General features: G+C 39.8%; 18 protein-coding genes. 9 read left to right on the top strand and 9 right to left on the bottom strand.

Annotated features, from left to right (window positions below; translation table 11 throughout):
• Positions 1-149: 149 nt before the first annotated feature.
• Positions 150-4,010, top strand: coding sequence for a TIM-barrel domain-containing protein (locus CKW03_RS13225; RefSeq protein ID WP_093097636.1), 3,861 nt, complete (start codon positions 150-152; stop codon positions 4,008-4,010).
• 152 nt (positions 4,011-4,162) lie between these two features.
• On the opposite strand, the gene CKW03_RS13220 is transcribed toward CKW03_RS13225, so the two are convergent.
• Positions 4,163-4,690: a YceI family protein gene (locus CKW03_RS13220; protein ID WP_093097829.1), complete on the bottom strand. Its 528-nt coding sequence runs from the start codon at positions 4,688-4,690 to the stop codon at positions 4,163-4,165.
• 350 nt (positions 4,691-5,040) lie between these two features.
• On the opposite strand from CKW03_RS13220, the gene CKW03_RS13215 reads away from it, so the two are divergent.
• The 5 genes from CKW03_RS13215 to CKW03_RS13195 all read left to right on the top strand — a co-directional run bounded on the left by CKW03_RS13215 (position 5,041) and on the right by CKW03_RS13195 (position 11,939).
• Complete coding sequence (locus CKW03_RS13215) at positions 5,041-5,445, top strand: hypothetical protein (RefSeq protein ID WP_093097634.1); 405 nt, start codon at positions 5,041-5,043, stop codon at positions 5,443-5,445.
• 172 nt (positions 5,446-5,617) lie between these two features.
• On the top strand, positions 5,618-6,700 hold the full coding sequence (locus tag CKW03_RS13210; protein WP_093097632.1) for an efflux RND transporter periplasmic adaptor subunit: 1,083 nt from the start codon (positions 5,618-5,620) through the stop codon (positions 6,698-6,700).
• Between the two features lie 24 nt (positions 6,701-6,724).
• Positions 6,725-9,886, top strand: a complete 3,162-nt coding sequence (locus CKW03_RS13205; RefSeq protein ID WP_093097631.1) for an efflux RND transporter permease subunit — start codon at positions 6,725-6,727, stop codon at positions 9,884-9,886.
• On the top strand, positions 9,876-11,324 hold the full coding sequence (locus CKW03_RS13200; protein WP_093097629.1) for a TolC family protein: 1,449 nt from the start codon (positions 9,876-9,878) through the stop codon (positions 11,322-11,324). Before CKW03_RS13205 ends, CKW03_RS13200 begins: the two co-directional genes overlap by 11 nt.
• A 144-nt stretch (positions 11,325-11,468) precedes the next feature.
• Entirely contained in the window at positions 11,469-11,939 is a 471-nt protein-coding gene (locus tag CKW03_RS13195) for a hypothetical protein (protein WP_093097627.1), read from the top strand.
• A 45-nt stretch (positions 11,940-11,984) separates the two neighbouring features.
• Here CKW03_RS13195 and CKW03_RS13190 read toward each other — a convergent pair whose 3' ends face one another.
• The 3 genes from CKW03_RS13190 to CKW03_RS13180 form a co-directional block, all read right to left on the bottom strand.
• Positions 11,985-13,013 (bottom strand): LacI family DNA-binding transcriptional regulator, encoded by a 1,029-nt coding sequence (locus CKW03_RS13190; protein ID WP_093097626.1) that lies wholly within the window; start codon positions 13,011-13,013, stop codon positions 11,985-11,987.
• A gap of 155 nt (positions 13,014-13,168) precedes the next feature.
• On the bottom strand, positions 13,169-14,101 hold the full coding sequence (locus CKW03_RS13185) for a hypothetical protein (RefSeq protein ID WP_093097624.1): 933 nt from the start codon (positions 14,099-14,101) through the stop codon (positions 13,169-13,171).
• 135 nt (positions 14,102-14,236) lie between these two features.
• Positions 14,237-14,665 carry a hypothetical protein gene (locus tag CKW03_RS13180; RefSeq protein WP_093097623.1) on the bottom strand — a complete coding sequence of 143 codons (429 nt, stop codon included), beginning with the start codon at positions 14,663-14,665 and terminating at the stop codon, positions 14,237-14,239.
• A 294-nt stretch (positions 14,666-14,959) separates the two neighbouring features.
• On the opposite strand from CKW03_RS13180, the gene CKW03_RS13175 reads away from it, so the two are divergent.
• The 3 genes from CKW03_RS13175 (at position 14,960) to CKW03_RS13165 (ending at position 20,799) form a co-directional block, all read left to right on the top strand.
• A complete protein-coding gene (locus tag CKW03_RS13175; RefSeq protein ID WP_093097621.1) occupies positions 14,960-15,628 on the top strand; it encodes an NAD-dependent epimerase/dehydratase family protein in 669 nt (222 codons plus the stop codon).
• A 444-nt stretch (positions 15,629-16,072) separates the two neighbouring features.
• A complete protein-coding gene (locus CKW03_RS13170; RefSeq protein WP_093097620.1) occupies positions 16,073-19,201 on the top strand; it encodes a SusC/RagA family TonB-linked outer membrane protein in 3,129 nt (1,042 codons plus the stop codon).
• Positions 19,202-19,218: 17 nt separating this feature from the next.
• Positions 19,219-20,799 (top strand): RagB/SusD family nutrient uptake outer membrane protein, encoded by a 1,581-nt coding sequence (locus tag CKW03_RS13165; RefSeq protein WP_093097618.1) that lies wholly within the window; start codon positions 19,219-19,221, stop codon positions 20,797-20,799.
• 49 nt (positions 20,800-20,848) lie between these two features.
• Here CKW03_RS13165 and CKW03_RS13160 read toward each other — a convergent pair whose 3' ends face one another.
• The 5 genes from CKW03_RS13160 to CKW03_RS13140 all read right to left on the bottom strand — a co-directional run bounded on the left by CKW03_RS13160 (position 20,849) and on the right by CKW03_RS13140 (position 23,222).
• On the bottom strand, positions 20,849-21,394 hold the full coding sequence (locus CKW03_RS13160; RefSeq protein WP_093097616.1) for an AAA family ATPase: 546 nt from the start codon (positions 21,392-21,394) through the stop codon (positions 20,849-20,851).
• 8 nt (positions 21,395-21,402) lie between these two features.
• Positions 21,403-21,906, bottom strand: a complete 504-nt coding sequence (locus tag CKW03_RS13155; RefSeq protein ID WP_197700939.1) for a GNAT family N-acetyltransferase — start codon at positions 21,904-21,906, stop codon at positions 21,403-21,405.
• 96 nt (positions 21,907-22,002) lie between these two features.
• A complete protein-coding gene (locus CKW03_RS13150) occupies positions 22,003-22,350 on the bottom strand; it encodes a hypothetical protein (protein WP_093097615.1) in 348 nt (115 codons plus the stop codon).
• A complete protein-coding gene (locus CKW03_RS13145) occupies positions 22,337-22,891 on the bottom strand; it encodes an RNA polymerase sigma factor (RefSeq protein WP_093097826.1) in 555 nt (184 codons plus the stop codon). Before CKW03_RS13145 ends, CKW03_RS13150 begins: the two co-directional genes overlap by 14 nt.
• Entirely contained in the window at positions 22,884-23,222 is a 339-nt protein-coding gene (locus tag CKW03_RS13140) for a hypothetical protein (protein ID WP_093097613.1), read from the bottom strand. The genes CKW03_RS13145 and CKW03_RS13140 overlap by 8 nt, the downstream gene beginning before the upstream one ends.
• Positions 23,223-23,272 lie beyond the last annotated feature (50 nt).

The following is a 23,272-nucleotide window of genomic DNA, read 5'->3' as shown; positions in this document are numbered from 1 at the left end:
GATTTTAATGAACAGCGGAAAGGTTGATGATTTCTGTAAAATATTTGTGGAATAATCATCGAGTACTGTTAAACTTTTATACCTTTAAAAACCTTTTTTAAAACATACGATTATAAACAGATAGCAGTATTTTTATTTGATCGTATAGCATGTATAGAAACAAACAAAAGCTCTTTTGGGCTTTGGGATTATCGCTATTATTTAGCACAGCCTCTCCTGCGAGCACTTTTGTTGCCGCAGAAACTTTAAAACAACAAACTCAAGAAGATTCTGTTCGGGTAGAATCGGTACAGAAGATTAACCCTACGACTGTTCAAGTCAAATTCAGCAATAATCAATTGTTATTGGTTGACTTTTATGCTGACAATATCTTTAGGTTATTCCAAGACAATAAATCAGCGGTTGTTAGAGATCCGCAGGCAGAACCTGCTGCACAGATCTTGGTCAATAATCCTCGTAAAAAGTTGCATAATTTTGAGGTTTCAGAAAAAGATGGCTCTTGGTTTATTTCAACCAAGGATGCTGCAATGGAAATCAACAAAGAAAATGGCCTTTTCAAAATATACAACATCAAGAATAAGCAATTGGTTACCCAATCGATTGCCCCAATATCATTCAACAAGAAAAAAGTAAGCCTTCAGTTAACGGAAGATCCAACGGAATATTTTTATGGAGGAGGCGTTCAAAATGGTCGTTTTTCGCATAAAGGGAAGTCCATCGCCATTGAGAACACCAATAATTGGACGGATGGCGGTGTAGCTTCACCAACTCCTTTTTATTGGTCCACCAAAGGTTATGGGATGATGTGGTACACCTTTAAGAAAGGGAAGTATGATTTTGGGAATACCGAAAAGGGTAAGGTAAAGCTGAGCCATGATTCGGATTATCTGGATCTGTTTTTTATGGTCAGTGATAATCCAGTTGGTGTATTGAATGATTTCTATCAATTGACTGGAAATCCGGTGTTGATGCCGAAGTTTGGTTTTTATGAGGGCCATCTGAATGCTTACAACCGTGACTTTTGGAAGGAAGATGAGAAAGGAATCTTGTTTGAGGACGGAAAGCGATACAAGGAAAGCCAGAAAAATGAGGGTGGAACTAAAGAGTCTCTAAACGGAGAAAAGAACAATTATCAATTTTCAGCTCGTGCAGTAATCGACCGCTATCAGCAACACGATATGCCATTGGGTTGGATATTGCCCAATGATGGCTATGGCGCTGGATATGGACAGGAAAAAACTTTGGATGGGAATATTCAGAACCTAAAGTCATTAGGTGATTATGCTCGTTCGAAAGGGGTGGAGATCGGTCTTTGGACGCAATCAGACCTTCATCCTAAGGATAGTATCGATGCCTTGTTGCAAAGAGATATCGTGAAGGAGGTTCGGGATGCTGGTGTTCGGGTCTTGAAAACAGATGTTGCTTGGGTCGGAGCGGGTTATTCCTTCGGGTTGAATGGGGTAGCCGATGTAGGTCATATCATGCCTTATTACGGCAATAATGCCAGACCATTTATTATTTCTTTGGATGGCTGGGCTGGCACACAACGCTATGCTGGTATCTGGTCGGGAGATCAGACCGGTGGACAATGGGAATATATACGATTCCATATTCCGACCTATATTGGTTCGGGTCTGTCTGGACAGCCTAATATCACTTCGGATATGGATGGTATTTTCGGAGGAAAGAATACGAAGGTCAATACTCGGGATTTCCAATGGAAGACCTTTACACCGATGGAATTGAATATGGATGGATGGGGTTCGAATGAGAAGTATCCGCAGGCGCTTGGCGAACCATTTACCTCGATCAATAGAAATTATCTGAAGTTGAAATCTGAGCTCTTGCCTTATGCATACAGTATAGCAAAGGAGGCGGTTGATGGAAAACCAATGATCCGCGCCATGATGTTGGATTATCCTAATCCTTATACCTTGGGTTCTGCTACGCAATATCAGTTCTTATATGGTCCTTTTGTATTGGTCGCTCCAATCTATCAAGAGACTAAAGTGGATACGGTTGGTAATGATATCCGTAATGGCATTTATCTTCCGGAGGGGAATTGGATCGATTATTTCTCGGGGGATCTTTATGCTGGAAATACCATCGTCAATAATTTTGATGCTCCAATCTGGAAAACACCGGTCTTTATTAAGGCAGGAGCGATTATCCCGAGGGTAAATCCGAATAACAATGTGCAGGAAATCAATAAAAAACATAGGATCTATGAAATCTATCCGGAAGGGAAAACGCATTTCTATGAGTATGATGATGATGGCAAAACACAAGCTTATTTAAATAAAGAGGGTGTATATACCTGCATTGAATCAGATGCGGAAAAGAAGGGTGAGGTGAATATCGTGGTTCATAATGCAGAAGGTGATTTTCCAGGGTTCGAGAAGCAGAAAAGTACAGAGTTTTGGGTCAATATGACCAAAAGACCTAAGAAGATTTCAGTAAAAGTAGGCAAGAAAAATATAAAACTTCGAGAGGTACAGAGCAAGGCTGAATTTGAGAGTTCTAACAATGTATATTATTATGAGGAGAAGCCTAACTTAAATGCTTTTTCTACGAAAGGTTCAGCATTTGAGCAGACCCAGATCATTAAAAATCCGCAGTTATTGGTTAAAGTAGAAGAAACTGATGTGAGCCTAAATCCAATCAGTTTAACTATCAAAGGCTTTGAATATACTCCAGCGGATCGTTTCAAGAAATCTTCAGGAGCGCTGAATGCGCCAAGTTCTGTTAGTATTCCTGAAGAAAAAACTAAGGCCTATACTTTGGAGCCAACTTGGGATGAGGTAGACCATGCTGATTATTATGAGATCGAATTTGATGGTCAAAAATATAGTTATATACAAGACAACCATTTGTTGTTTGAAGGCTTGAAACCGGAGACCCAATATACTTTCAAGATCCGTTCGGTAAATAAGGATGGTGCTTCGGATTGGAAGGACTTTTCGCAAACCACCAAGTCTAATCCACTGCAATTTGCAATTACTGGTTTGACTGCCGAGACTTCGGTGCCTAATCAAGGATCAGAGGGAGTTGACAATTTAGTTGACTTTGATGAGGGCAATATGTGGCATACCAAATGGGGGCAAAAGGCTGTTCCATTTGAGTTGATCGTGGACTTGAACAGCTTTAACCAATTGGATAAGTTCCAATATTTACCAAGATCGGGTAGAGGAAATGGTATTTTGTTGGAAGGTAAAGTGGAGTTCAGCAACGATAAAGAGCAGTGGACAGAAGCCGGTGACTTCAAATGGGAAAACAATGATAGTATGAAGGAATTCAGCTTCAAAGAGCAACCTAAAGCGAGGTTTGTGAAGTTGAAGGTTTCAAAAGCGGTAGGTGATTTTGGTTCAGGAAGGGAATTGTATGTGTTCAAGGTTCCTGGAACGGATAGTTATCGACCTGGAGATATCAATAATGACCGTTTGATCGACATCAATGATTTGACTTCTTATACAAACTATACAGGCTTGAGAATGGGAGACGCTGACTTTGAAGGTTATGTGAGCAATGGGGACATCAATAAAAATGGCTTGATTGACGCGTATGATATTTCAGCGGTTGCTACCAAGTTAGAAGGTGGAGTAGAAGTGGATCCGAAGGAAGACCTTTCAGGATCATTGAAGATTTCAGCTTCTAAAGCTAATTATAGCAAGGATGATATCGTGGAGGTTTATGTGAAAGCCGACAACCTGAAGGATGTCAATGCGTTCTCTTTTGCTTTACCATATAGCCCTCAAGATTTTGAATTTGTGGGAATTGATAATCATTTAGCTAAACAAATGTACAATATGACCAATGATAGATTGCATAGCAATGGTCAGAAAGCCTTATATCCTACATTTGTGAACTTAGGTGATAAGGATGTCATCAACTCGAAAGATGGGCTGGTCATAACCATAAAATTTAAGGCAAAACGTGCAGGTAAGTTTAATTTGACTGCTAAGGATATGATGTTGGTGAGCAAGGGAATGAAAAGCCTTCAAATTAAATAGAGACGTAAGACAACAGACATTAGATTTTTCAGCCGTGCTAGAACAAACAATGTTAACAATCATTACAAGCACCTAGAAAGGCTCTAATGTCTTATGTCTAAAAACAAGGAAGGCCAGATCACTCTGGCCTTCCTTGTTTTTTTATTATTCCCTTATGCTAATACGAATTGTAAATCAGCTTGGAATTTAACGTCTTCACTTACCATTACACCACCAGTTTCAAGGGCAGCATTCCAAGTTAATCCGAAGTCATTACGGTTGATTTTTCCAGTTACGGTATAACCAGCTTTTTGGTTACCCCAAGGGTCTTTACCAATACCACCGAATTCCACTTCGAATGTTACAGGTTTGGTAACATCTTTAATTGTTAAGTCACCAGTTAATTTGAATTCATCGTCATCTACTTTTTCGATTCCAGTTGATACGAATTTGATATCAGGGAATTGAGATACAGCGAAGAAATCTTCACTTTTTAAGTGTTGATCACGTTGGCTGTTTTTAGTGTTGATGGAATCAGCTTTGATTTCTACCGATACATGTTTTGCAGCATCTAGTACATCTTCGCTGTTTTCAACATTTACATTGAAGTTTTCAAAATGACCTTTTACTGTGGAGATCATCATGTGTTTTACTTTAAATTCGATTTCGCTGTGTGCGGTATCTAAGTTCCAATTTGCCATAATATTATTCTCTTTATTATTCTCTATTTGTTTTTGTTCAACAAAGATGAGGGGAAATTTATTCTTGCACATTGATGTATGTTAAGAAATGGAATGTTAATTAAAATATTTAGAATAGTGGGCAAGAATTTATTCGCTATTTCCTCTGCTATTCAAATTTCCTCTTTCCATGGGTTTTGAACAAGGTCTTTACTCTAGGTTAAATTTACGACAAAAGGCATAATTATTATATATGGAAATATTAATAATAAAAATTAAATAATTGATAATGAATTACTGACGGAATTATGACGGTTAAAATCTGTTAAAGCTATTTGAATTATTATTCCACATAGTATATTTGCCTTCAAATGAAAACGATTGTCACATTTGTACTTTTTTTCTTCTTCCTGTTAATAAGGAGTGGAAATAGTCATGAGGTAATCAATTATTCTGATAGGCCATCTATCAGTTTCATGGAGCACTTTACGGGCAGTGCTGACCAAGCACAGCAACATGAGTTTCAAAAATTAAAATACACCCAAACAAATTCAAATGGATTAGGGGGACATGCCGAGCATATCCTTTTAGAGCAAGAGTCTGAAGACTTCCAGCTATGGAAAGATTATCATCTTCAGATGGCTTTCTATTCTTGTTTGATTGCATTTTGCTTCTTTGTGTTTTTTCCTAAAAACACACATCAGAATACTAGGGATCTTATCCTCGATAATAATCCCAATCCTATTTTCATTTCTCTACGCTCATTGAGAATTTAATACCCTTGATACTTCAATGGTCATTGGCATTTTATGCTGTTGATTTGATGGTATCTTAATTATTATTTTCTTAAGCACTAACAATCTTCTTTGACTATTGAATGTCCTTATCCCTCATTTGGGTTCAAGCCCATTTTACATTCAAAAACTTTAAAAAAATCTTTAAAACGAAATGAAGAGAGTTGTCATGCTCATGAGTTCACTGGCTGCATTATGCCTAGTGTCCTGCAATGCAAAAAAAGAAGAAAAGGAAGAGGCTTTCAAATACACTGCAACCTCTCCAGCTGAAATTGACACCAGCTTTAACAAAGAATATGTGTCACAGATTAAATCCGTAAGAAATATTGAATTGCGAGCCTTAGAGAAAGGCTATCTAGAGCAAATTTATGTCGATGAAGGCCAAACGGTCAGGAAAGGGCAATTGTTGTTCCGTATCAAGCCTACGATGTACCAAGCTGAACTGAACAAGCAGATGGCAGAAGTAGAGGTCGCCCAGATTGAAGTCCAAAATACCCAAAACCTTTCTGACAAGAACATCGTGTCGCCTAATGAATTGGCGATGGCTAAAGCGAAGCTGGAGCGAGCAAAGGCTGAAGCGGCAATCGCAAAAATACATCTAAACTTTACAGAAGTTAGAGCTCCATTTGATGGTACTATTGATAGGATACCATTGAAACTGGGAAGTTTGGTAGATGAAGGGGAGCTTTTGACCAGCTTATCGGATAACTCCCAGATGTTTGCTTATTTCAATGTATCTGAACCCGAATATTTAGATTATCAACGTAACGTAGCCAACCGTGCTGATAATCACGTGTCCCTATTATTGGCAAATAATGAAGAATTAGAACATAAAGGAATGGTTGAAACCATTGAAGGGGAGTTTGATATGGAGACTGGTAATATCGCTTTCCGGGCTAGATTCCCTAATCCTAATAAGTTACTTAGGAATGGTGAAACTGGCAAGGTTTTAATGAAAGTTCCGATGAAACGTGCCTTATTGATTCCGCAAAAGGCAACTTATGAAGTTCAAGACAAGAAGTATGTATTTATGATCGGTAAGGATGGTAAAGTGGTATCACAGCCGATCAAGATCAGTGCTTCGCTTCCAGATCTATATGTCGTAGCAGGAGGTATTGCTCCAAACGATAAGATCCTTTTGGAAGGATTGCAAAAGGTAAAGGATGGCGAGAAGATCAAGTATGAGTATGTGGAGCCTAAGGATGCCATCTCGAATTTGAAGATCAGAACAGAATAAGTTGTAAGGAAAAAATAGAATAACATGTTTAACAGATTTATAAATAGGCCAGTACTTTCTATTGTAATATCCCTTATTATCGTATTCTTAGGGGTATTGGCCATGACACAATTGCCAGTAACACAATTTCCGTCAATATCTCCGCCGAAGGTGAATGTGAAAGCAGAGTACCCCGGTGCCAATGGAGAATTGATGATCAAGGCCGTAATCATCCCATTAGAAAGGGCAATCAATGGGGTGCCCGGCATGAAATACATGGCTTCTGATGCCGGAAATGATGGGGAAGCCAGTATCCAGATTGTATTCGATTTGGGAACCGATCCTAACCAAGCTTCGGTGAATGTGCAGAACCGTGTGGCTTCGGTAGTCAATAAGCTTCCGCCGATTGTGGTTCGTGAAGGGGTGAAAATAACCCGTGAAGAGTCCAATATGCTGATGTACATCAATATGTACAGCGACGAAAAGGATTTGGACGGCAACTTTATGTTCAACTTTGCGGATATCAATGTGGTGTCAGAATTGAGGCGTGTGCCAGGAGTGGGTGTTGCAGATATCTTAGGTAACAGGGAATACGCTATGCGTATTTGGTTGAAACCAGATCGTATGACCGCCTATAAGGTTTCTTCGGAAGAAGTGATGAAGGCACTGGAAGAACAGAGCTTGGAAGCCTCACCAGGTCGTGCCGGTGAATCATCGGGTATTAAATCCCAATCATTTGAGTATATCTTAAAATATTCCGGTCGTTTTACAACGGAGGAAGAGTATGGCAATATCATCCTGAAGGTAAATCCGAATGGGGAGATCTTGAGATTGAAAGATGTGGCTGATATCCATTTTGGATCAGCTATGTACGATATCTATTCAACCTTGAACGGAAGACCGTCGGCGGCGATAGTGCTGAAACAGTCCTATGGTAGTAATGCTTCGCAAGTTATCACGGATGTAAAAGCGAAAATGGAAGAGCTGCAGCAATCTTTCCCTAAGGGGCTGCACTATGAGATAAGTTACGACGTATCCAAGTTCTTGGATGCTTCGATGGAGAAGGTAGTACATACTTTGGTTGAAGCCTTTATTTTGGTGGCTTTGGTCGTATTCCTCTTTTTAGGGGATTTACGGTCGACCTTGATCCCGACGATTGCCGTTCCTGTGTCATTGATCGGAGCATTCTTGTTTATGCAATTTTTCGGGATCAGCATCAACTTGATCACCCTTTTTGCCTTGGTGCTGGCTATTGGGGTGGTCGTTGATGATGCGATCGTCGTCATCGAGGCCGTCCATAAGAAGATGGAGGAACATCATGTTTCCGCTTATAAAGCGACCAAAAAGGCCATGCATGAGATTGCAGGCGCAATTATCGCGATTACCTTTTTGATGGCTGCGGTATTTATCCCAGTAGCATTTATGTCGGGTCCAGTGGGGATCTTCTATAGACAATTTTCCATTACCATGGCGACTTCCATTATCCTTTCGGGTATCGTGGCGCTGACCTTGACTCCGGCTTTATGTGCCATTCTCTTAAAGAACAGCCATGGAAAACCACGTAAGAAATCCATCGTAGATAAGTTCTTGGATTCCTTTAACAGGGGGTTCGACAAGATGCAAAATCGCTATGTTAAGGTCTTGAGCAAGATAGTCAATAAGCGTGCATTGACCTTCTTGGTCCTGATCGCTTTCTGTATTGGGGCTTATTTCCTAAACAATAGCGTGCCTTCTGGATTTATCCCAAATGAGGATCAAGGGATGATTTATGCCATTATCCAGACCCCTCCGGGTTCTACCTTGGAAAGGACCAATAAGGCCGCTTTGGACCTACAGAAAGAAGCAGAGGATATCGATGGAGTGGCCTCAGTTTCTTCGCTTGCTGGTTATGAAATCCTGAATGAGGGTACAGCAGCGAATACTGGTACCCTTTTGATCAATTTGAAAGGTTGGGAAGAAAGGAAAGAATCTGCTTTAGAGATCATCGAGCAATTGGAGAAAAGTGCCGAAAACATCCCTGGAGCCTCCATTGAATTCTTCCAACCGCCAGCAGTACCGGGTTATGGAGCTGCCGGAGGTTTTGAATTGAGGCTATTGGATAAAACCGGAAACAACGACTTCCAAAAGATGGAACAGGTGAGCAAGGACTTTGTAAAAGAATTGAACAATAGACCTGAATTGGCTTCTGTATTTACATTCTTTAGTGCGAGTTTTCCGCAATATTTGTTGAAAATCGACAATGAGGTAGCTCAACAAAAGGGGATTTCCATAGATAATGCCATGACGACCTTGTCAACCTTGGTAGGTTCAAACTATGAAACCAACTTCATCAAATTTGATCGACAATATAAGGTGATGGTTCAGGCCTTGCCACAATATAGAGCCTTGCCTGAGGATATCTTGAAGCTATATGCTAAAAATGATAAAGGTGAAATGGTTCCTTTTTCAGAGTTTATGCATATGGAAAAGGTGTATGGTCTATCAGAGATAACTCGTCACAATATGTATTTGGCATCAGAGATTTCAGGCTCAGCCAAACAAGGCTATAGTTCAGGTGAAGCGATCAATGTTGTCAATGAAGTGGCATTGAAAACCTTGCCAAGAGGCTATGCGATTGACTGGGCGGGTATCTCTAAGGACGAGGTTGCCCGCGGTAACCAAGCCATTTATATTTTTATGATCTGCTTAGGCTTTGTCTATTTGATTTTGGCTGCGCAATATGAGAGTTTTATCCTTCCATTTGCAGTTATTCTTTCCCTTCCAGTCGGAATCTTTGGAGCCTTTTTCCTATTGAAGTTGCTGCAGCTTGAAAATAACATTTATGCACAGGTTGCATTGGTCATGCTGATTGGTTTGCTGGGTAAAAATGCGGTGTTGATCGTCGAATTTGCCGTCCAGAAACACCAGGATGGGTTGACCATTTTTGAAGCCGCGATGGAAGGTGCCAAAGTGCGTTTCAGGCCGATCTTGATGACCTCATTTGCATTTATTGCAGGATTAATTCCTTTAGTCCTGGCTACGGGTCCAGGTGCTATCGGGAACCGAACGATTGGTACCGCGGCGGCAGGAGGGATGCTGTTCGGTACCATCTTCGGGGTCCTCGTGATCCCAGGCTTGTACTTTATATTCGGTACGATCGCTTCCAAACGGAAGTTGATAAAACAAGAAGACGAAAACCCTTTATCTGAAGAAATCGATGGAAAATAAAAAATATAACTACTTCAATTGGGTTGCCGTCGGAATCTTGGCCCTTTCAGTATCAAGCTGTAAAGTGCCACAGGCAACGCAGAAGAAAGAAAATAAGGTGATGCCGACTGCCTTTGTGGATTCATTGGCCAGTCAGGATACCACAAACTCTGGAAACGTGAAATGGAGGGAATTCTTTACAGATTCGAATCTGATATCATTGATCGATACCGCTCTCAAGAATAATCAGGAACTGAATATCACCCTTCAAGAACTGGAGATTGCCAAGAACGATATCATGCTCCGAAAAGGAGCATTGAAACCCATCGTGGGCATTGGAGCTGGCGGTGGCGTGGAGAAAGTTGGCCGTTATACTTCGCAAGGTGCCGGTGATGCTTCCACTGAAATTACTCCCGGTCATGAAATGCCAGATCCCCTAGGCGATATTAATGTTTCTGTATTTGCGCATTGGGAAGTAGATATCTGGAAGAAATTAAAGGATTCTGAACAGGCAGCGGTTAACCGATATTTGGCGACCGTAGAAGGCAAGAATTTTGTGTTGAGCAGTTTGATTGCGGAGGTTGCGAATTCGTATTACGAGCTATTGGCTTTGGATAATCAATTGGCAATCATTCGTCAGAATATCCAATTGCAGGAGAAAGCTTTAGAGGTCGTGAAGATCCAGAAGGAAGCAACTCGGGTAACAGAATTGGCAGTTAAGAAGTTTGAAGCAGAGGTTGCTAAAACTAAGGGAATGGAATTTTCAACCTTGCAACAGATCAAGGAAACTGAAAATAGAATCAATTTTCTCTTAGGTAGGTATCCGCAGGAAATTGCAAGGAACCAATCTAATTTTATTGATCTAGTCCCTGCATCAGTGAGAACTGGGATTCCTAGTCAATTGTTGAACAACCGTCCTGATATTCTCCAAGCTGAACATGAGTTGGCTGCAGCCAAACTAGATGTGCAGGTGGCTAGGAAAGAATTTTATCCTTCCCTAGATATCTCTGCAGCTTTCGGACTCCAAGCATTCAAACCTTCTTATCTTTTCAGGTTGCCGGAATCATTGTTGTATAACTTAGCTGGTGACCTTACTGCACCGCTATTGAATAAAAATGCCATCAAGGCAGAATTCAATTCGGCAAATGCTAGGCAGATCCAAGCAATCTACAATTATGAACGTACGCTGCTGAATGCTTTCACCGAAGTTTCGACGCAGCTGTCCAATATTGACAATTTGGAAAAAGGATATGTTTATAAGAATCAAGAAGTGGATGCATTGAATAAATCGATTGATGTGTCCAATGAACTCTTTAAATCCGCAAGGGCAGATTATTTGGAGGTGTTGATGACCCAAAGGGATGTCTTGGATGCCAAACTCGAATTAATCGAAACAAAAAAACAACAACTCAATGCAGTTGTTAATGTATATAAAGCATTAGGAGGGGGTTGGAAATAAACTTCTTTCTAATTTTATTAGGGTTAGTTTTCAAGGGAGCGGTTGTACTGCTCCCTTTTTATTTTTAAGCTAATAAATTAGATTTTATCCATGGGATGTTTTTATATATTTGGCGATTATTTATTAATCCACTAACAAATCATTATGCTTAAAATTACAAAACTTCTTTTTTTAATCTTTTTACTTCAAGTAATCCATTTCAATTTAAATGCCCAGGCTAATCAATTCTCTATCGGAGCTCATTTAGAATGGAATATGGAGTCGCCATCTTATGCCAAGCTCTATTCAATAAATGGAAAATATGATTTCTCAGAAAGGCAGGCTATTCAAGCACAGGTGGGATTAGGAGACTATAAGGTTTATTATTTTGGAGCTGATTATTTATATTCCGTGTTGCTCTTGAAAAAGATGCCAAGTGTTTTTGTAGGAGCAGGATTAGGTTTTGAAGGTATTCGAGGTACTGATGCAAATGATATAATCTTGAATGCCCAGGCTGGATTTCAGTTCGATATCAAGAAGTTTTCTCCTTTCGTTGGATACAAACCCAAGTTTTATTTTGAAGCAGAAGGAATCGATCCATCCACAATTTTTATAGGCTTACGCTATAGATTATAACTTGAAATTTTGAACACCTGTAAACGATTGCAGGTGTTTTTGTTTTTATAGGACAGACGATCTCCTAGGAATCAATTTCGTCTTTAATTCAATGGTTTCATAATCCTCGATAGGATACTTGGCATTGATGAGTTCCACCAATTTATGAAAAGCGACCAATCCGATTTCTTCTGTAGGTTGTACAACAGTGGATAGGGAAGGGTTCAATGATTTTGGAATCCTAATATTGGAGAATCCAATTACTGAAACTTCTTCGGGAACCTTGATGTCCATTTCAGCTAAGATACCCAGGGTCAGGGTGGTGATATCGTCGGTAGCACCAAAGATTGCATTGACCATATTACCTGTAGCTTTCAGATAATTCAGCTTTTTGATGATGGAATCTTCGATTTCATCATGTTTGCTATAATCACATTCCAGGTAGAAATTATTGTCGAATTCTATTTTATGGTCCTTCAGGCATTTCTTGAATCCTTCCAACCTAGCTTCTGAAACCCCAATGTTCTTACCGGTAATATGTAATATCTTTTTTCTTCCTGAATTGATAAGATGTTCGGTTGCATCATAAGCACTGATCTGGTTGTCGATTCCAACCTTATGGGTCTGCAAGTCATGGTCAACTCGGTCAAACAAGACCACCGGGATTCCTGAATCTTGTAAGCTTTTGAGCTGTTCGTAATTGGAATTATAGGTAACAGGAGAGATGAGCAATCCATCTATCCCACGCATTCTCAACACCTCTATGGCATGTCTTTCCAGGTTGACATCATCCCGGCTCTGCATGATGATGATATCATATTTTTCAATTTGGGAGCCCTTATGGATCCCATCAAGAACTTGGGAGATGAATGTATTGCTGATATTAAAAACAATGACGCCAATGGTGTTGGTCTTGCCGGTCTTCAATGTCCTTGCAACCTTATTCGGAACATAGTTATGTTTTTCAGCATAGTCCTTAACCATTTTCTTAGTGGATTCACTGATTTCATAACTATCTGATAGGGACTTGGAAACGGTGGAAATAGATAGTTTTAAGTCTCTGGCAATGTCCTTTAAAGTCTTACGTTCTGTCATAATTAGTTCATCCTGAAAATGGTTCCGATAGGAAGATATCTTAAGTTTTAAATAAACACATTTTTAATGATTTTGGCAATTTATTCTGCCCTTTTAATAAAAAGACATCCAATTTATGTTTAATTGGATGTCTTTCATCATTCATTTGATGAACCTTATATATCTTTTACCTCAAAAGGTAAAACAGCATTTTCTACTATTATTTTTTCCTTATCATAGATATCCAAGACCATGTATCCCTCGAAATATTTACCAAAAATATCTGGAGGATTTGAATGCTTTTTTAAGGATTGGATTTTGCCCTTGACCTTAAATTTCTTCCATTCTGATGGAATGATATTGACGTTTAAACCTACAACGAAAGGACCAGTATATTCCATGTATTCTACCCAGTTTTTCTGATTTTCCTCATCCAGCTCGATTTCTTGATCCAAATAGTTAGCTATACCTTTTTCTAACCTTAGTCTTAAATGTTGCCCTGAATTGGACAGACTTTTATAATAATAATCATAGAATCCATCCTTATCAACAAAGTGGGTTTTGGAGGTGGAACTTGTTATTGAAAAGAAATTAAATTTTGGATCGGTGGTTCTAATTTCAAAAATGATTGCATCACACTTCAAACTTTCAATATCCTTTGCATGGACTGATCCCTCAATTTGCATTTCCGCTTTTGCATTAGTATGTCCAAAAACCTTTCCCTTAAATTTAAAAGAGGCTGTTTGACTCTGGCGGTCATATTTAAAGTCTTCAATGGAAAAGGATTTTTTTGGCTCTATTGCCTGGGTGTAGAATAGGTTTTGTTCTGCTGGGAGGTCAGCATTATATTTTACGGATTCCAGTTCTCCATTGGACAATAAGGTAAAGAAAACGTTAGCATACTGTCCATCTACTCCGTCAATTCTGGCTGAAACATAGATTTTCCCGCAATTTTCATTCGCGGTAACTGAAACAACTTTTCCTTTAATCTCCTTGTGGTTTTCAATCAGCTGAAAGGATTGTACGTTGGAATCATTGATGTCTTCAGTCTTTTCACAACTGCTAATAAACAGAGTCAGGAATAAGAATAAGCAAGTAAAGTTTTTCATAATCTATAATCAGTTAGTGAATTAGCATTAAATACGCTTTATTTTAATTTCTTCAGGCGCTAATAGTTAAAAGGTAGACAATGGAAATGACTAAAAGTTTATTCTAGGTTAATAAAAAACTTGTTTTTTCCTTCACTACCAAGCGAAGCCCAATCCCACGCCAAACCACAAAGGTTTAAAGCCATCAACTGTATTAAAAAGAGGATTATAAGTCACTTGGAATGCGAAGCCTTTTTCAATTGGGCGAAATCGATAGCCTAATTCCAATGAGGGAACAAAAGACTTCAGTTCTCCATTGTAATGGTCCGAGGTGGCTGAAATCAATGCATTGACGCCTAATAACAATCCGCTTCTATTCTTTCCCAGCAAATAATTGACACCAATTGGAATGGTCAATAATTGTTCATCCATATACAAGCCCGAATATCCAATTCCGGCCTTGAAACCCAATCCTTCTCTTGATTCGGATTTAAATCTCATGTCAAAATTGGCATTGACCAAAGCACCTGAACCCATTCCTTCCAAGAAAGCAAACTTTTGACCTTGTGCATGGGATTTGGACATTAATAAAAAACAGAAAACGAAGATAAATAGAGAGCGAAGGTAAATTTGTAGCATATAGAGAATTTTAATTTAATATTAATGGATTGGGTTTTGTTTATGAAAATATTTCTCAAACAAACGCGAAAGTAAAAAATATTTCTAAAATATAAAATCATGATTACTATTTTGAAAAAATAGCGAGAAAGTTATTATTATCAATCGATCATTTAATGTGCAGGGTCTGTTTATTTCCAAATTTTGGAATAGTTTGTGTACCGATTTGTTTATTAGGATTTTGGATTATTGAGATTACGTATGCAAAAACTCAAAGTGATTATTACGGGAGCTACTGGTATGGTTGGGGAAGGCGTACTTCAGGAATGTTTGGTCAATCCTGAGGTGGAACAGGTTTTGATTATCAATAGAAAGGAATACCCCCTCCAGCATCCTAAATTGTCGCAAGTAGTTCTACCTGATATCCTTGATATCGATAGCCTTGGCCAAGATCTTTCTGCATACAATGCTTGTTATTTCTGCGCTGGTGTTTCATCCATTGGAATGGATGAACAACAATACAGCAAGTTAACTTATGACCTCACCTTAAACTTTGCGAAAAAGTTAGTTTCCATTAATCCAGACATGACTTTTTGTTATGTTTCGGGTTCAGGAACCGATAGTTCTGAAAAAGGTAAAACCATGTGGGCTCGGGTCAAAGGAAAAACAGAAAATGACTTAATGAAACTGCCTTTTAAAGCGGTATATAATTTTCGACCTGCCTTTATGCGACCTACACCTGGCGCAAAAAATGTAAAAGGTATCTTCAAACTGATAACCTCTCTTTATCCAATCTTGAGACCTTTTAGTAAAACCTATTTCCTCACCCTAGAAGAGGTTGCTAAAGCCATGATCGTTGTATCCATCCATGGTTACAATAAACATATTCTGGAGGTACAAGATATTTCCTTTTTAGGTTCCAAATCTTAAGCATAGAGAAAATCTACAGGCTGCTATTATCATTATATTTATTGACAATAGATAAATAGTTGCACGTTTATTTTTGGGCAATTCTCCCAAAGATTTCCTAAAATATAGATATTTATCTACAGTTTATTTTAAGTTTTCCATTATTTTCCAGTAAATTTATTATAATAAATTAACCTTCGTGATTAAACAGTTCCTTTTAAGGAATGTATTTTAATAATTAACTATAATTTTTTGTATCCATTAATCAATACTGCAAAACACAAAGCCGTTTATAAATTTTTTAAAAAGTATAGCTGAAATCAAATTTATTGCGTTAATTCGTGATGAACTTTAACTATTGAAAAGAAAGCCTAAAGCAATTATTTATTAGGAAACCTGTATTAGAGATTTTTAGAGCCAAAATTATAAATCGTTTTAGCATTATTTATTACTAACTATATTTTTATGTGGAATTCTGACAATTTTACTCGTAGAGGAAAGAGGCTATGGATTATTCCCTTAGTGCTCCTCGCAACAAGTTACAGTCCGGCCAATGCCAATGTTGGCTTCGGACCGAACGTAGTCCTAACCACTAATTTGCAGCAACAGACCGTTTCAGGTGTTGTCCGTGATGCAGGTACCAACCAGCCTATGGGCGGGGTGACCATTTCGGTCAAAGGTACCAGTACCGCTACTCAGACCGACGACAACGGTAATTTCTCGATTGCAGCGAATACCGGTCAGGTCATCGTTGCCAATTTCTTAGGGTTCAAGTCCCAAGAGAAAACGGTAAGTTCTACGACCATGAACTTCTCTCTGGAGAGTTCGGATCAACAGATCGAAGAATTGGTGGTCGTAGGTTATGGTACCATGAGAAAGTCCGACGTGACGGGATCCATCTCCAACGTAAAAGGAGAGGACATGATCAAGGCGCAGAGCTTCAGTCCCCTGGAAAACTTAAGGGGTAAGGCTCCAGGTGTCAACATCTATTCCAACTCGAGCCAGCCGGGTGCCTATGCCAATAGGGTGATCATCCGCGGTACGAACACCATCAATTCCTCCTCCAACCCACTTTACGTTGTGGACGGAGTGGTGATGCAGGATTTCCATCTATTGAACCCGAACGACATCCAGAGCATCGAGGTATTGAAGGACGCATCTTCAGCAGCGATCTATGGTGCCCGTGGTGCCAATGGTGTAATCTTGGTTACCACCAAAAGGGGTAACAAGGATGGCAGAAGGACGATCAGTTACCAAGGTTCGGTGAGCAGCAACTCCGTACAGCGCTATATGGACGTGCTGAGCGGACAGGAATGGGTGGATGCCTTCATGATCGGTCTAGAGAACGAGAACAAATGGCAGGGTAAGAACTGGAACCTGAGCAAGACTTCCTGGTTCAATGACCCGAACTATTTCGATGCAAGCGGAAACCCATTGTACAATACGGACTGGCAGAAAGAGGCGACCAGGAATTCCCTGTCCCACAACCACCAGATCGATATCCAACAAGGTGACGAGAATTCATCGGTAGGTGCATTCCTGAACTACTCCGAAAACCAAGGTGTGGTGAACAATACCTACAGCAAACGTATCAACGGTAAATTGGCCTATGATTCCAAGGTAAAGGAATGGTTATCGACCAGTGTCAACCTTTTGGCAAACCATACTTGGGGTCGCCATACACCGGAAGATGGTGGAGGCCAGGACGCACGTCGTACCATGATCGAAATGCTTCCTTGGTTACCTATCTACCAACCAGATGGTAAATACACAAACTCTTCTTCTTCAACGGTCTCTAACGTGTTAGCGTTTGAAGGTATGGCAAACCCTGTCTCTATCTTGGACTTGCAGAAGAGAATGCGTTACAATACCCAGATCTTCGGTAATGCGGCATTGACCTTCCATTTAGCTGATGGTCTAGACCTTAAGACCCAATTTGGTATTGACAACCACAGAAAAGAATACAGAGGTTACTCTTCTATTTTATTGAATAACATCTCAAGACCTAACGGTTGGGCGGAAGTAAGCAGCTGGAATGACCTATACTGGCAAGAAGAAACGTACCTGACCTATAACAAGACCTTCGATAAACATAGGGTCAATGCTATGGCGGGTCTTTCTTGGCAGGAACGTGCTTACTTTGGGTTCAATACCCGTACCGAAGGATTCACTACCGATGCCTATGAATACAATAACCTAGGCGTAGGTTCTATCCCAGGTTCTCCAGGATCAGGAACGAACAAATGGGCGATGAACTCGTATTTCGTCCGTGGTAACTATAGCTACGATGACCGTTACTCGGTAACATTGACGGCCCGTGCCGATGGTTCTTCCAAATTTGGACAGGATAAGAAATATGGTTTCTTCCCGTCTGCAGGTTTAGCATGGAATGTATCAAACGAACAGTTCATGAAAGACCAAACTACAGTAAGCAACCTGAAACTCCACACTTCTTATGGTATTACCGGTAACTCAGAAATCGACCCTTACTCATCATTGTTCATGATCGGTGCCGGAACGACCTTGATCAACGGAAACCGTGAACCATCTTATGTTGTAGGAAACCTAGGTAACCCAGGATTGCAATGGGAAAAGACAAAGACATACGATGCTGGTTTTGAATTAGGATTGTTCGAGAACAAATTGAACTTTGATATCTCCTATTACAACAGGACTACAACCGACCTGTTATTGAGAGCACCGGTTCCATATTCTACAGGATTCAATGATGTCTGGAAAAACATCGGTTCAGTAAGGAACAGCGGGGTAGAGGTATTGGTTACTGCCAATCCGATCCGCAGGGATGACCTATCCTGGAACATCAGCCTGAACGGTAGCTACAACAAGAACAAGGTATTGAAACTAGGTGAAAACAACGAAGACATCCTATTGAACGGATGGGTTGGTGGACCTAACAGTATCATCCGCGTAGGCGAGAACCTGAACAGTTTCTACGGGTACGAACGTGAAAAGATCTATACCGTACAGGATTTCGAAAACGGAGAGATCGATGAGAACAAGATCGGTAGGCCAAAACGTTCCACTACCCAAAGGATTTTGGGACAGGGTGTGCCTGATTGGATGGGAAGTTTTATCAACACCGTGAACTACAAGAACTTCGACCTTACGGTTGACCTTCAGTTCGTTTACGGCGTAGAAACCATGCAACAGTTCTTCCACTCGACCTATGACCGTTTCGGTATCACCAATGGTCTGAAAACTATCTTGACCGATGCATACAATGGAACCAATCCAGGTACGATGCAACAGGCCATTTATTTGACAAACAATGGTCACGCAGGACAGGATACCAATGTGGATTCACAATGGGTGGTTGATGGTTCATACCTACGTGTTAACGTGCTGCAATTGGGTTATACCTTCAAGTCTGACCTTGCTAGCAGAATGGGATTCTCGGCATTGCGCATCTATGCAAGTGCGAACAACCCATGGTTGTTTACCAACAAGGATTTCCAAGGATACGATCCTGAAAGTACCTCATTGGGTGAAGGGAACAAGTTCGGTCAGAACATGACTTTCTTCTCCTACCCAAGAGCGAAGACTTTCACTTTCGGAGTTAACCTGACCTTATAATCTTTAGAATTATTATTATGAAAACTAGAAATTTTGCAATCGCTATACTATTGACAGGTGTGCTAGGTTTGAGTTCCTGCGAGAAGTTTTTAGAAGAACAGCCGAAGTCCAATGAGACCTTGAATTTCTTCTATAAGACCGAGGCCCAAGCCATAGGTAATGTCAATGCATTATATCGTAGGGGAGCAACCGTAAGATACGGAAATGCCGGAAGTGCATACCTAGGCCCAACAGCTTCTATACCTACATTTTTAACGGGATACTTTACAAACTCTTATGAAAACCAAGAGTTAATCTGTCAGTATTCAAGATTATTGAACAGGCAGGAAAACACCCGTATCGTATCGAACACCATGAACACGATCTGGAATGACAGTTATAATTCCATCAATATCGCCAATGGTGCTGTGAAACACATCCCGGAGATTCCGTTTACGGATGCCAACCAACAGAAGACCTTGATCGCTACGGCGAAGTTCTTCAGAGCTTTTAACTACTTCTATTTGGTGAAAACATTCGGAGATGTGCCTTTGCATTTGGAACCTACTGAAAACCTTGACAATCTTTACCTAGAGCGTTCTCCAGTAGCTACGGTTTACCAAGCTATTGAGCAAGACTTAAAAGATGCTGTCGATGGATTGCCAGCTGTAACATTTACAGAGAACAAGAACCGTATCACTAAATACGTTGCTGCAATGACTCTTGCCAATGTATACTTGCAACAGGGCAAATTCGCAGAAGCTGCTACCTATTCCAAAATGGTGGTCAACTCTCCGCATAACCTGACTGCAAATGAGGATTTGAAAATGAAGAGTGCTTACAACAAGTTACGTTCGACTGATAACCTAGCGGAGTCAATCTATGCCTATGAGTTTGATGGAACGATTTCTTCAAGCGGTTGGTGGCCAACTTATGGCTTCAACTCTTCAGCAACAGCGGTATTTGATAAATATGCCATCTTCGAACGCGTTTATGGACCGACAAAAAGGTTCTTGAACGTTTACAAAGCTGATGACCTAAGGATCCAGCCTAACCAATTTTTCCACTGGGAATATAAAAACCCGAATACAGGAAAGATATGGAAATCGGAAGACGCTGGTGTTTGGTATTATGTAGATGAAGCTGCGGTATTGACTTCTGGTCGTGGTACCAAAGATTTCAATATCTACCGTTATGCGGAGGCATTATTGATCGCTGCAGAAAGTACAGCTAAGGCTGCCAATGCCGTAACAGCAGAAGCTGCAGGCTACCTAGCAAGGATCAAGGCTCGTGCAAGTACGACCAATAAAACTGTTGCACAGTTCACAACAGAACTTCAGGCGCTTTCTCCAACAGCTTTTGTGGAAGAGGTATGGACTGAACGCCTTCGTGAATTGCCACTTGAGTTCAAGATGTGGGACGACTGTTTGCGTACCGGTAAATTCCCAGTTATTTCAGAGACTGAAAAAGGAAGAGTTACCTACATAAACTTAGTAGGCGGTAAAAATGCCTCTGGAGCTACATTCAAAGATTCTGACCTTTTATGGCCAATCTCCTTGGATGAACTTCAGCGTAACCCTAAATTGACCCAAAATAAAGATTACCAATCTAAAAATTAAGGCAATAATTTAAAATGGAGAGGCTACCTAAAATTTTAGGTAGCCTTTTTTATATGTTTTTTTCGATGAATTGCACCCGTTCCGCTAAGGTTAATCTAGGAACTTCAATGACCTCATATCCATATTTTTCGTAAACATTTTTCATGGATTCAAAGGTTTCCAAGGCTTCCTGCCAAGTTTGTTTCCGTTCAGCATCAGTTACATAAATTTCTTCCCAAGGCGGAAGGATAAATATTTTTTTATACAGGGCCGTACTTAGGAAATCCTGTATTTCTTGACTGATCTTAATATTCTCCATTTCCATATAACCAATGCTATCAAGCAGGCCTCGGTCAAAGAAGACCATTTCGGATTCATAACTCTGTTTGGTCAATTCATAGGAGCGAAGGGATTCAGTCCACATCAACTGGGCATACGCATCCTTATCGGCCCAAGGGAGGGCAGACCCTCGTTTAATAATTTGATCTTTTATGATTTCCCGTGCCACTTCTGGAATACAGGGGATTCCTTTTTCTTCAAGAAGTTTTAACAAACTTGTCTTGCCGGTTCCAGGTCCACCAGTCAGCACATAGAAGTTCCTCGTACTATTCTTCATTAATAATTTTAAAATGTCAATTCTAATATTTCTCCTGGGAGCCCATCAAAATCTCGGAATTCTCTAGATTGAAATCCATTTTTGGTTAAGATCTTTCGCGAGGCATAATTTTTTGGATCAATTATGGCAAATAGGCCCTTCAGGTTTTTTATGGATTTAGCGTATTGGATTAAATATTCTGCCACCTGGCCTGCGATTCCCTTTCCCCAGAATTCCGGAATGATGATGTAGCCTAACTCTGCAATGTCTGCATTGGATTCGGTGATTTCAAGTTTTGCTAAACCAATAAAAGAACCTTTTTTCTTTTCAATGATTTTAAAGGTGCCAAAGTTTGGGGAGATGGAGTTTAATTTCAATAGTTTCTTGAAATCATCTCGTGCCTCAGCATATTCAATAGGTCTTTCCGTTATCATTTCCATCACCTTGCTGTCGTTTACCAACCTGAAATAGTTGTCGAAGTCCATGGAGGTGTTTACAAACTTTAATAGTTTATAATGATCTAAATCCATCATAAAACAATAAATTTTAATAAAAGTAAAAATTATTAATGTAAAACACTTTTACTTTTGACGGATTTATAAAAACTTAAGACAATAGTAACCGCAAATTTATAGTTCAGGGTTTTTTAGGAGTCTTTTTAGCTTCAGGATCTTATCACTGAACAATACAATCAAGACCACATAGGCCATTTGGGAAAATAGTCCCAAATAATTCCTGAGCTGATGATCTGCTATTTTGGGAAAAATCAATTCTGTTACTAGATAATTTAAGCAGATTCCAAAAAGCGTACCAGCAGCAAAAAATATCAATGCATATTTCCTAGACTTGCTGATAGATTCTTGCTCTGCTTCAATCTTCTCAATTTTCGCCATTACCTTGTCGTCAAAATCATCAAAAGGCATCTCCAATTTTGCCATTTTCATGAAATCCTTGAAATTGTCCTTATTCTCCTCCATATTGCATTGTACTTAAATCTTTGTTTAGTTCTATTGCCATTCTTTTCCGAGCTCGGTGTAGGATGACTTTACAGTTTGCCATGGTCCAACCCGTAATTTCACATAGTTCCACGGCTGATAATTCCTCGAGATAAAACAACCTCAAGGCGAGAGCTTCATTGCTGGGTAACCTTCTCAAAACTTCGTTTATCATTTGTTTTTGTTCCTCGATCATCAAGTTTTTCAAGGCATGATCATCAAACTGAAGATCGTGCTGACCGAGGTCTAATTCCACAAATTGAATGGATTTCTTCTGGATCATCTTGTAAGAGCAATGCACCACGATCTTATAAAACCAAGTGCTGAATTTTGAATTGCCCTTAAAGTTCCTCAATGAAAGATAGGTCTGGACGAAGGACTCTTGGGCGACTTCCTCGGCAAGAAGTTCGTTTTTTACAATAGAGATAGCAATGGAAAAGGCCATGTCTTTATAGGTACTGATAAAGTAGCTAAAGGCATGGCGATCTCCAGAAAGAATTTTGTCTATGTAAAGACTATCCATCAATGCTGTTCTCTTCTTTTTTGTCTTGTTTATCTGCAATAATTAATGAAATCCCTACCGTTAAGGAAATAAGCCCAATAATGATAAAACCATCCCAATCTGAATCTTTCAATATGCCCGTGGCAAACAATATACCTGATAATAGTGCGCCGGTGGCAAAGCCGATCACCACAATCCCAATTTTCTTCCAAGAATTTGGTTTGCCCGGTGTTCTCGGAATCGGTCCGCCTAATTTGGTAATCGTTTCAGATCTATATTTGCTGATAAAATATGTACAGAGTACAATACAAGCAAAAAATGAAATTGGAATTAATACTTCTAATGCTTCCATATTATTTGATTTTATACATTAGTGGAAGGCAAAGCAGAAAAGGTTACAAA

It is taken from the genome of Sphingobacterium mizutaii (genome assembly GCF_900187125.1).
GTDB lineage: Bacteria > Bacteroidota > Bacteroidia > Sphingobacteriales > Sphingobacteriaceae > Sphingobacterium > Sphingobacterium mizutaii.
Note: the sequence above shows the minus strand (reverse complement) of the source record. Positions and strands in the feature narration are given on the sequence as shown.

Excerpts from the sequence above, each read along its gene's own strand:
- CKW03_RS13170 (WP_093097620.1), top strand. The coding sequence starts at position 16,073 with ATGTGGAATTCTGACAATTTTACTCGTAGAGGAAAGAGGCTATGGATT.
- CKW03_RS13195 (WP_093097627.1), top strand. The coding sequence starts at position 11,469 with ATGCTTAAAATTACAAAACTTCTTTTTTTAATCTTTTTACTTCAAGTA.
- CKW03_RS13160 (WP_093097616.1), bottom strand. The coding sequence starts at position 21,394 with ATGAAGAATAGTACGAGGAACTTCTATGTGCTGACTGGTGGACCTGGA.
- CKW03_RS13210 (WP_093097632.1), top strand. The coding sequence starts at position 5,618 with ATGAAGAGAGTTGTCATGCTCATGAGTTCACTGGCTGCATTATGCCTA.
- CKW03_RS13225 (WP_093097636.1), top strand. The coding sequence starts at position 150 with ATGTATAGAAACAAACAAAAGCTCTTTTGGGCTTTGGGATTATCGCTA.
- CKW03_RS13220 (WP_093097829.1), bottom strand. The coding sequence starts at position 4,690 with ATGGCAAATTGGAACTTAGATACCGCACACAGCGAAATCGAATTTAAA.
- CKW03_RS13205 (WP_093097631.1), top strand. The coding sequence starts at position 6,725 with ATGTTTAACAGATTTATAAATAGGCCAGTACTTTCTATTGTAATATCC.
- CKW03_RS13165 (WP_093097618.1), top strand. The coding sequence starts at position 19,219 with ATGAAAACTAGAAATTTTGCAATCGCTATACTATTGACAGGTGTGCTA.
- CKW03_RS13190 (WP_093097626.1), bottom strand. The coding sequence starts at position 13,013 with ATGACAGAACGTAAGACTTTAAAGGACATTGCCAGAGACTTAAAACTA.
- CKW03_RS13150 (WP_093097615.1), bottom strand. The coding sequence starts at position 22,350 with ATGGAGGAGAATAAGGACAATTTCAAGGATTTCATGAAAATGGCAAAA.
- CKW03_RS13185 (WP_093097624.1), bottom strand. The coding sequence starts at position 14,101 with ATGAAAAACTTTACTTGCTTATTCTTATTCCTGACTCTGTTTATTAGC.
- CKW03_RS13140 (WP_093097613.1), bottom strand. The coding sequence starts at position 23,222 with ATGGAAGCATTAGAAGTATTAATTCCAATTTCATTTTTTGCTTGTATT.
- CKW03_RS13155 (WP_197700939.1), bottom strand. The coding sequence starts at position 21,906 with ATGATGGATTTAGATCATTATAAACTATTAAAGTTTGTAAACACCTCC.
- CKW03_RS13200 (WP_093097629.1), top strand. The coding sequence starts at position 9,876 with ATGGAAAATAAAAAATATAACTACTTCAATTGGGTTGCCGTCGGAATC.
- CKW03_RS13180 (WP_093097623.1), bottom strand. The coding sequence starts at position 14,665 with ATGTCCAAATCCCATGCACAAGGTCAAAAGTTTGCTTTCTTGGAAGGA.
- CKW03_RS13175 (WP_093097621.1), top strand. The coding sequence starts at position 14,960 with ATGCAAAAACTCAAAGTGATTATTACGGGAGCTACTGGTATGGTTGGG.
- CKW03_RS13145 (WP_093097826.1), bottom strand. The coding sequence starts at position 22,891 with ATGGATAGTCTTTACATAGACAAAATTCTTTCTGGAGATCGCCATGCC.
- CKW03_RS13215 (WP_093097634.1), top strand. The coding sequence starts at position 5,041 with ATGAAAACGATTGTCACATTTGTACTTTTTTTCTTCTTCCTGTTAATA.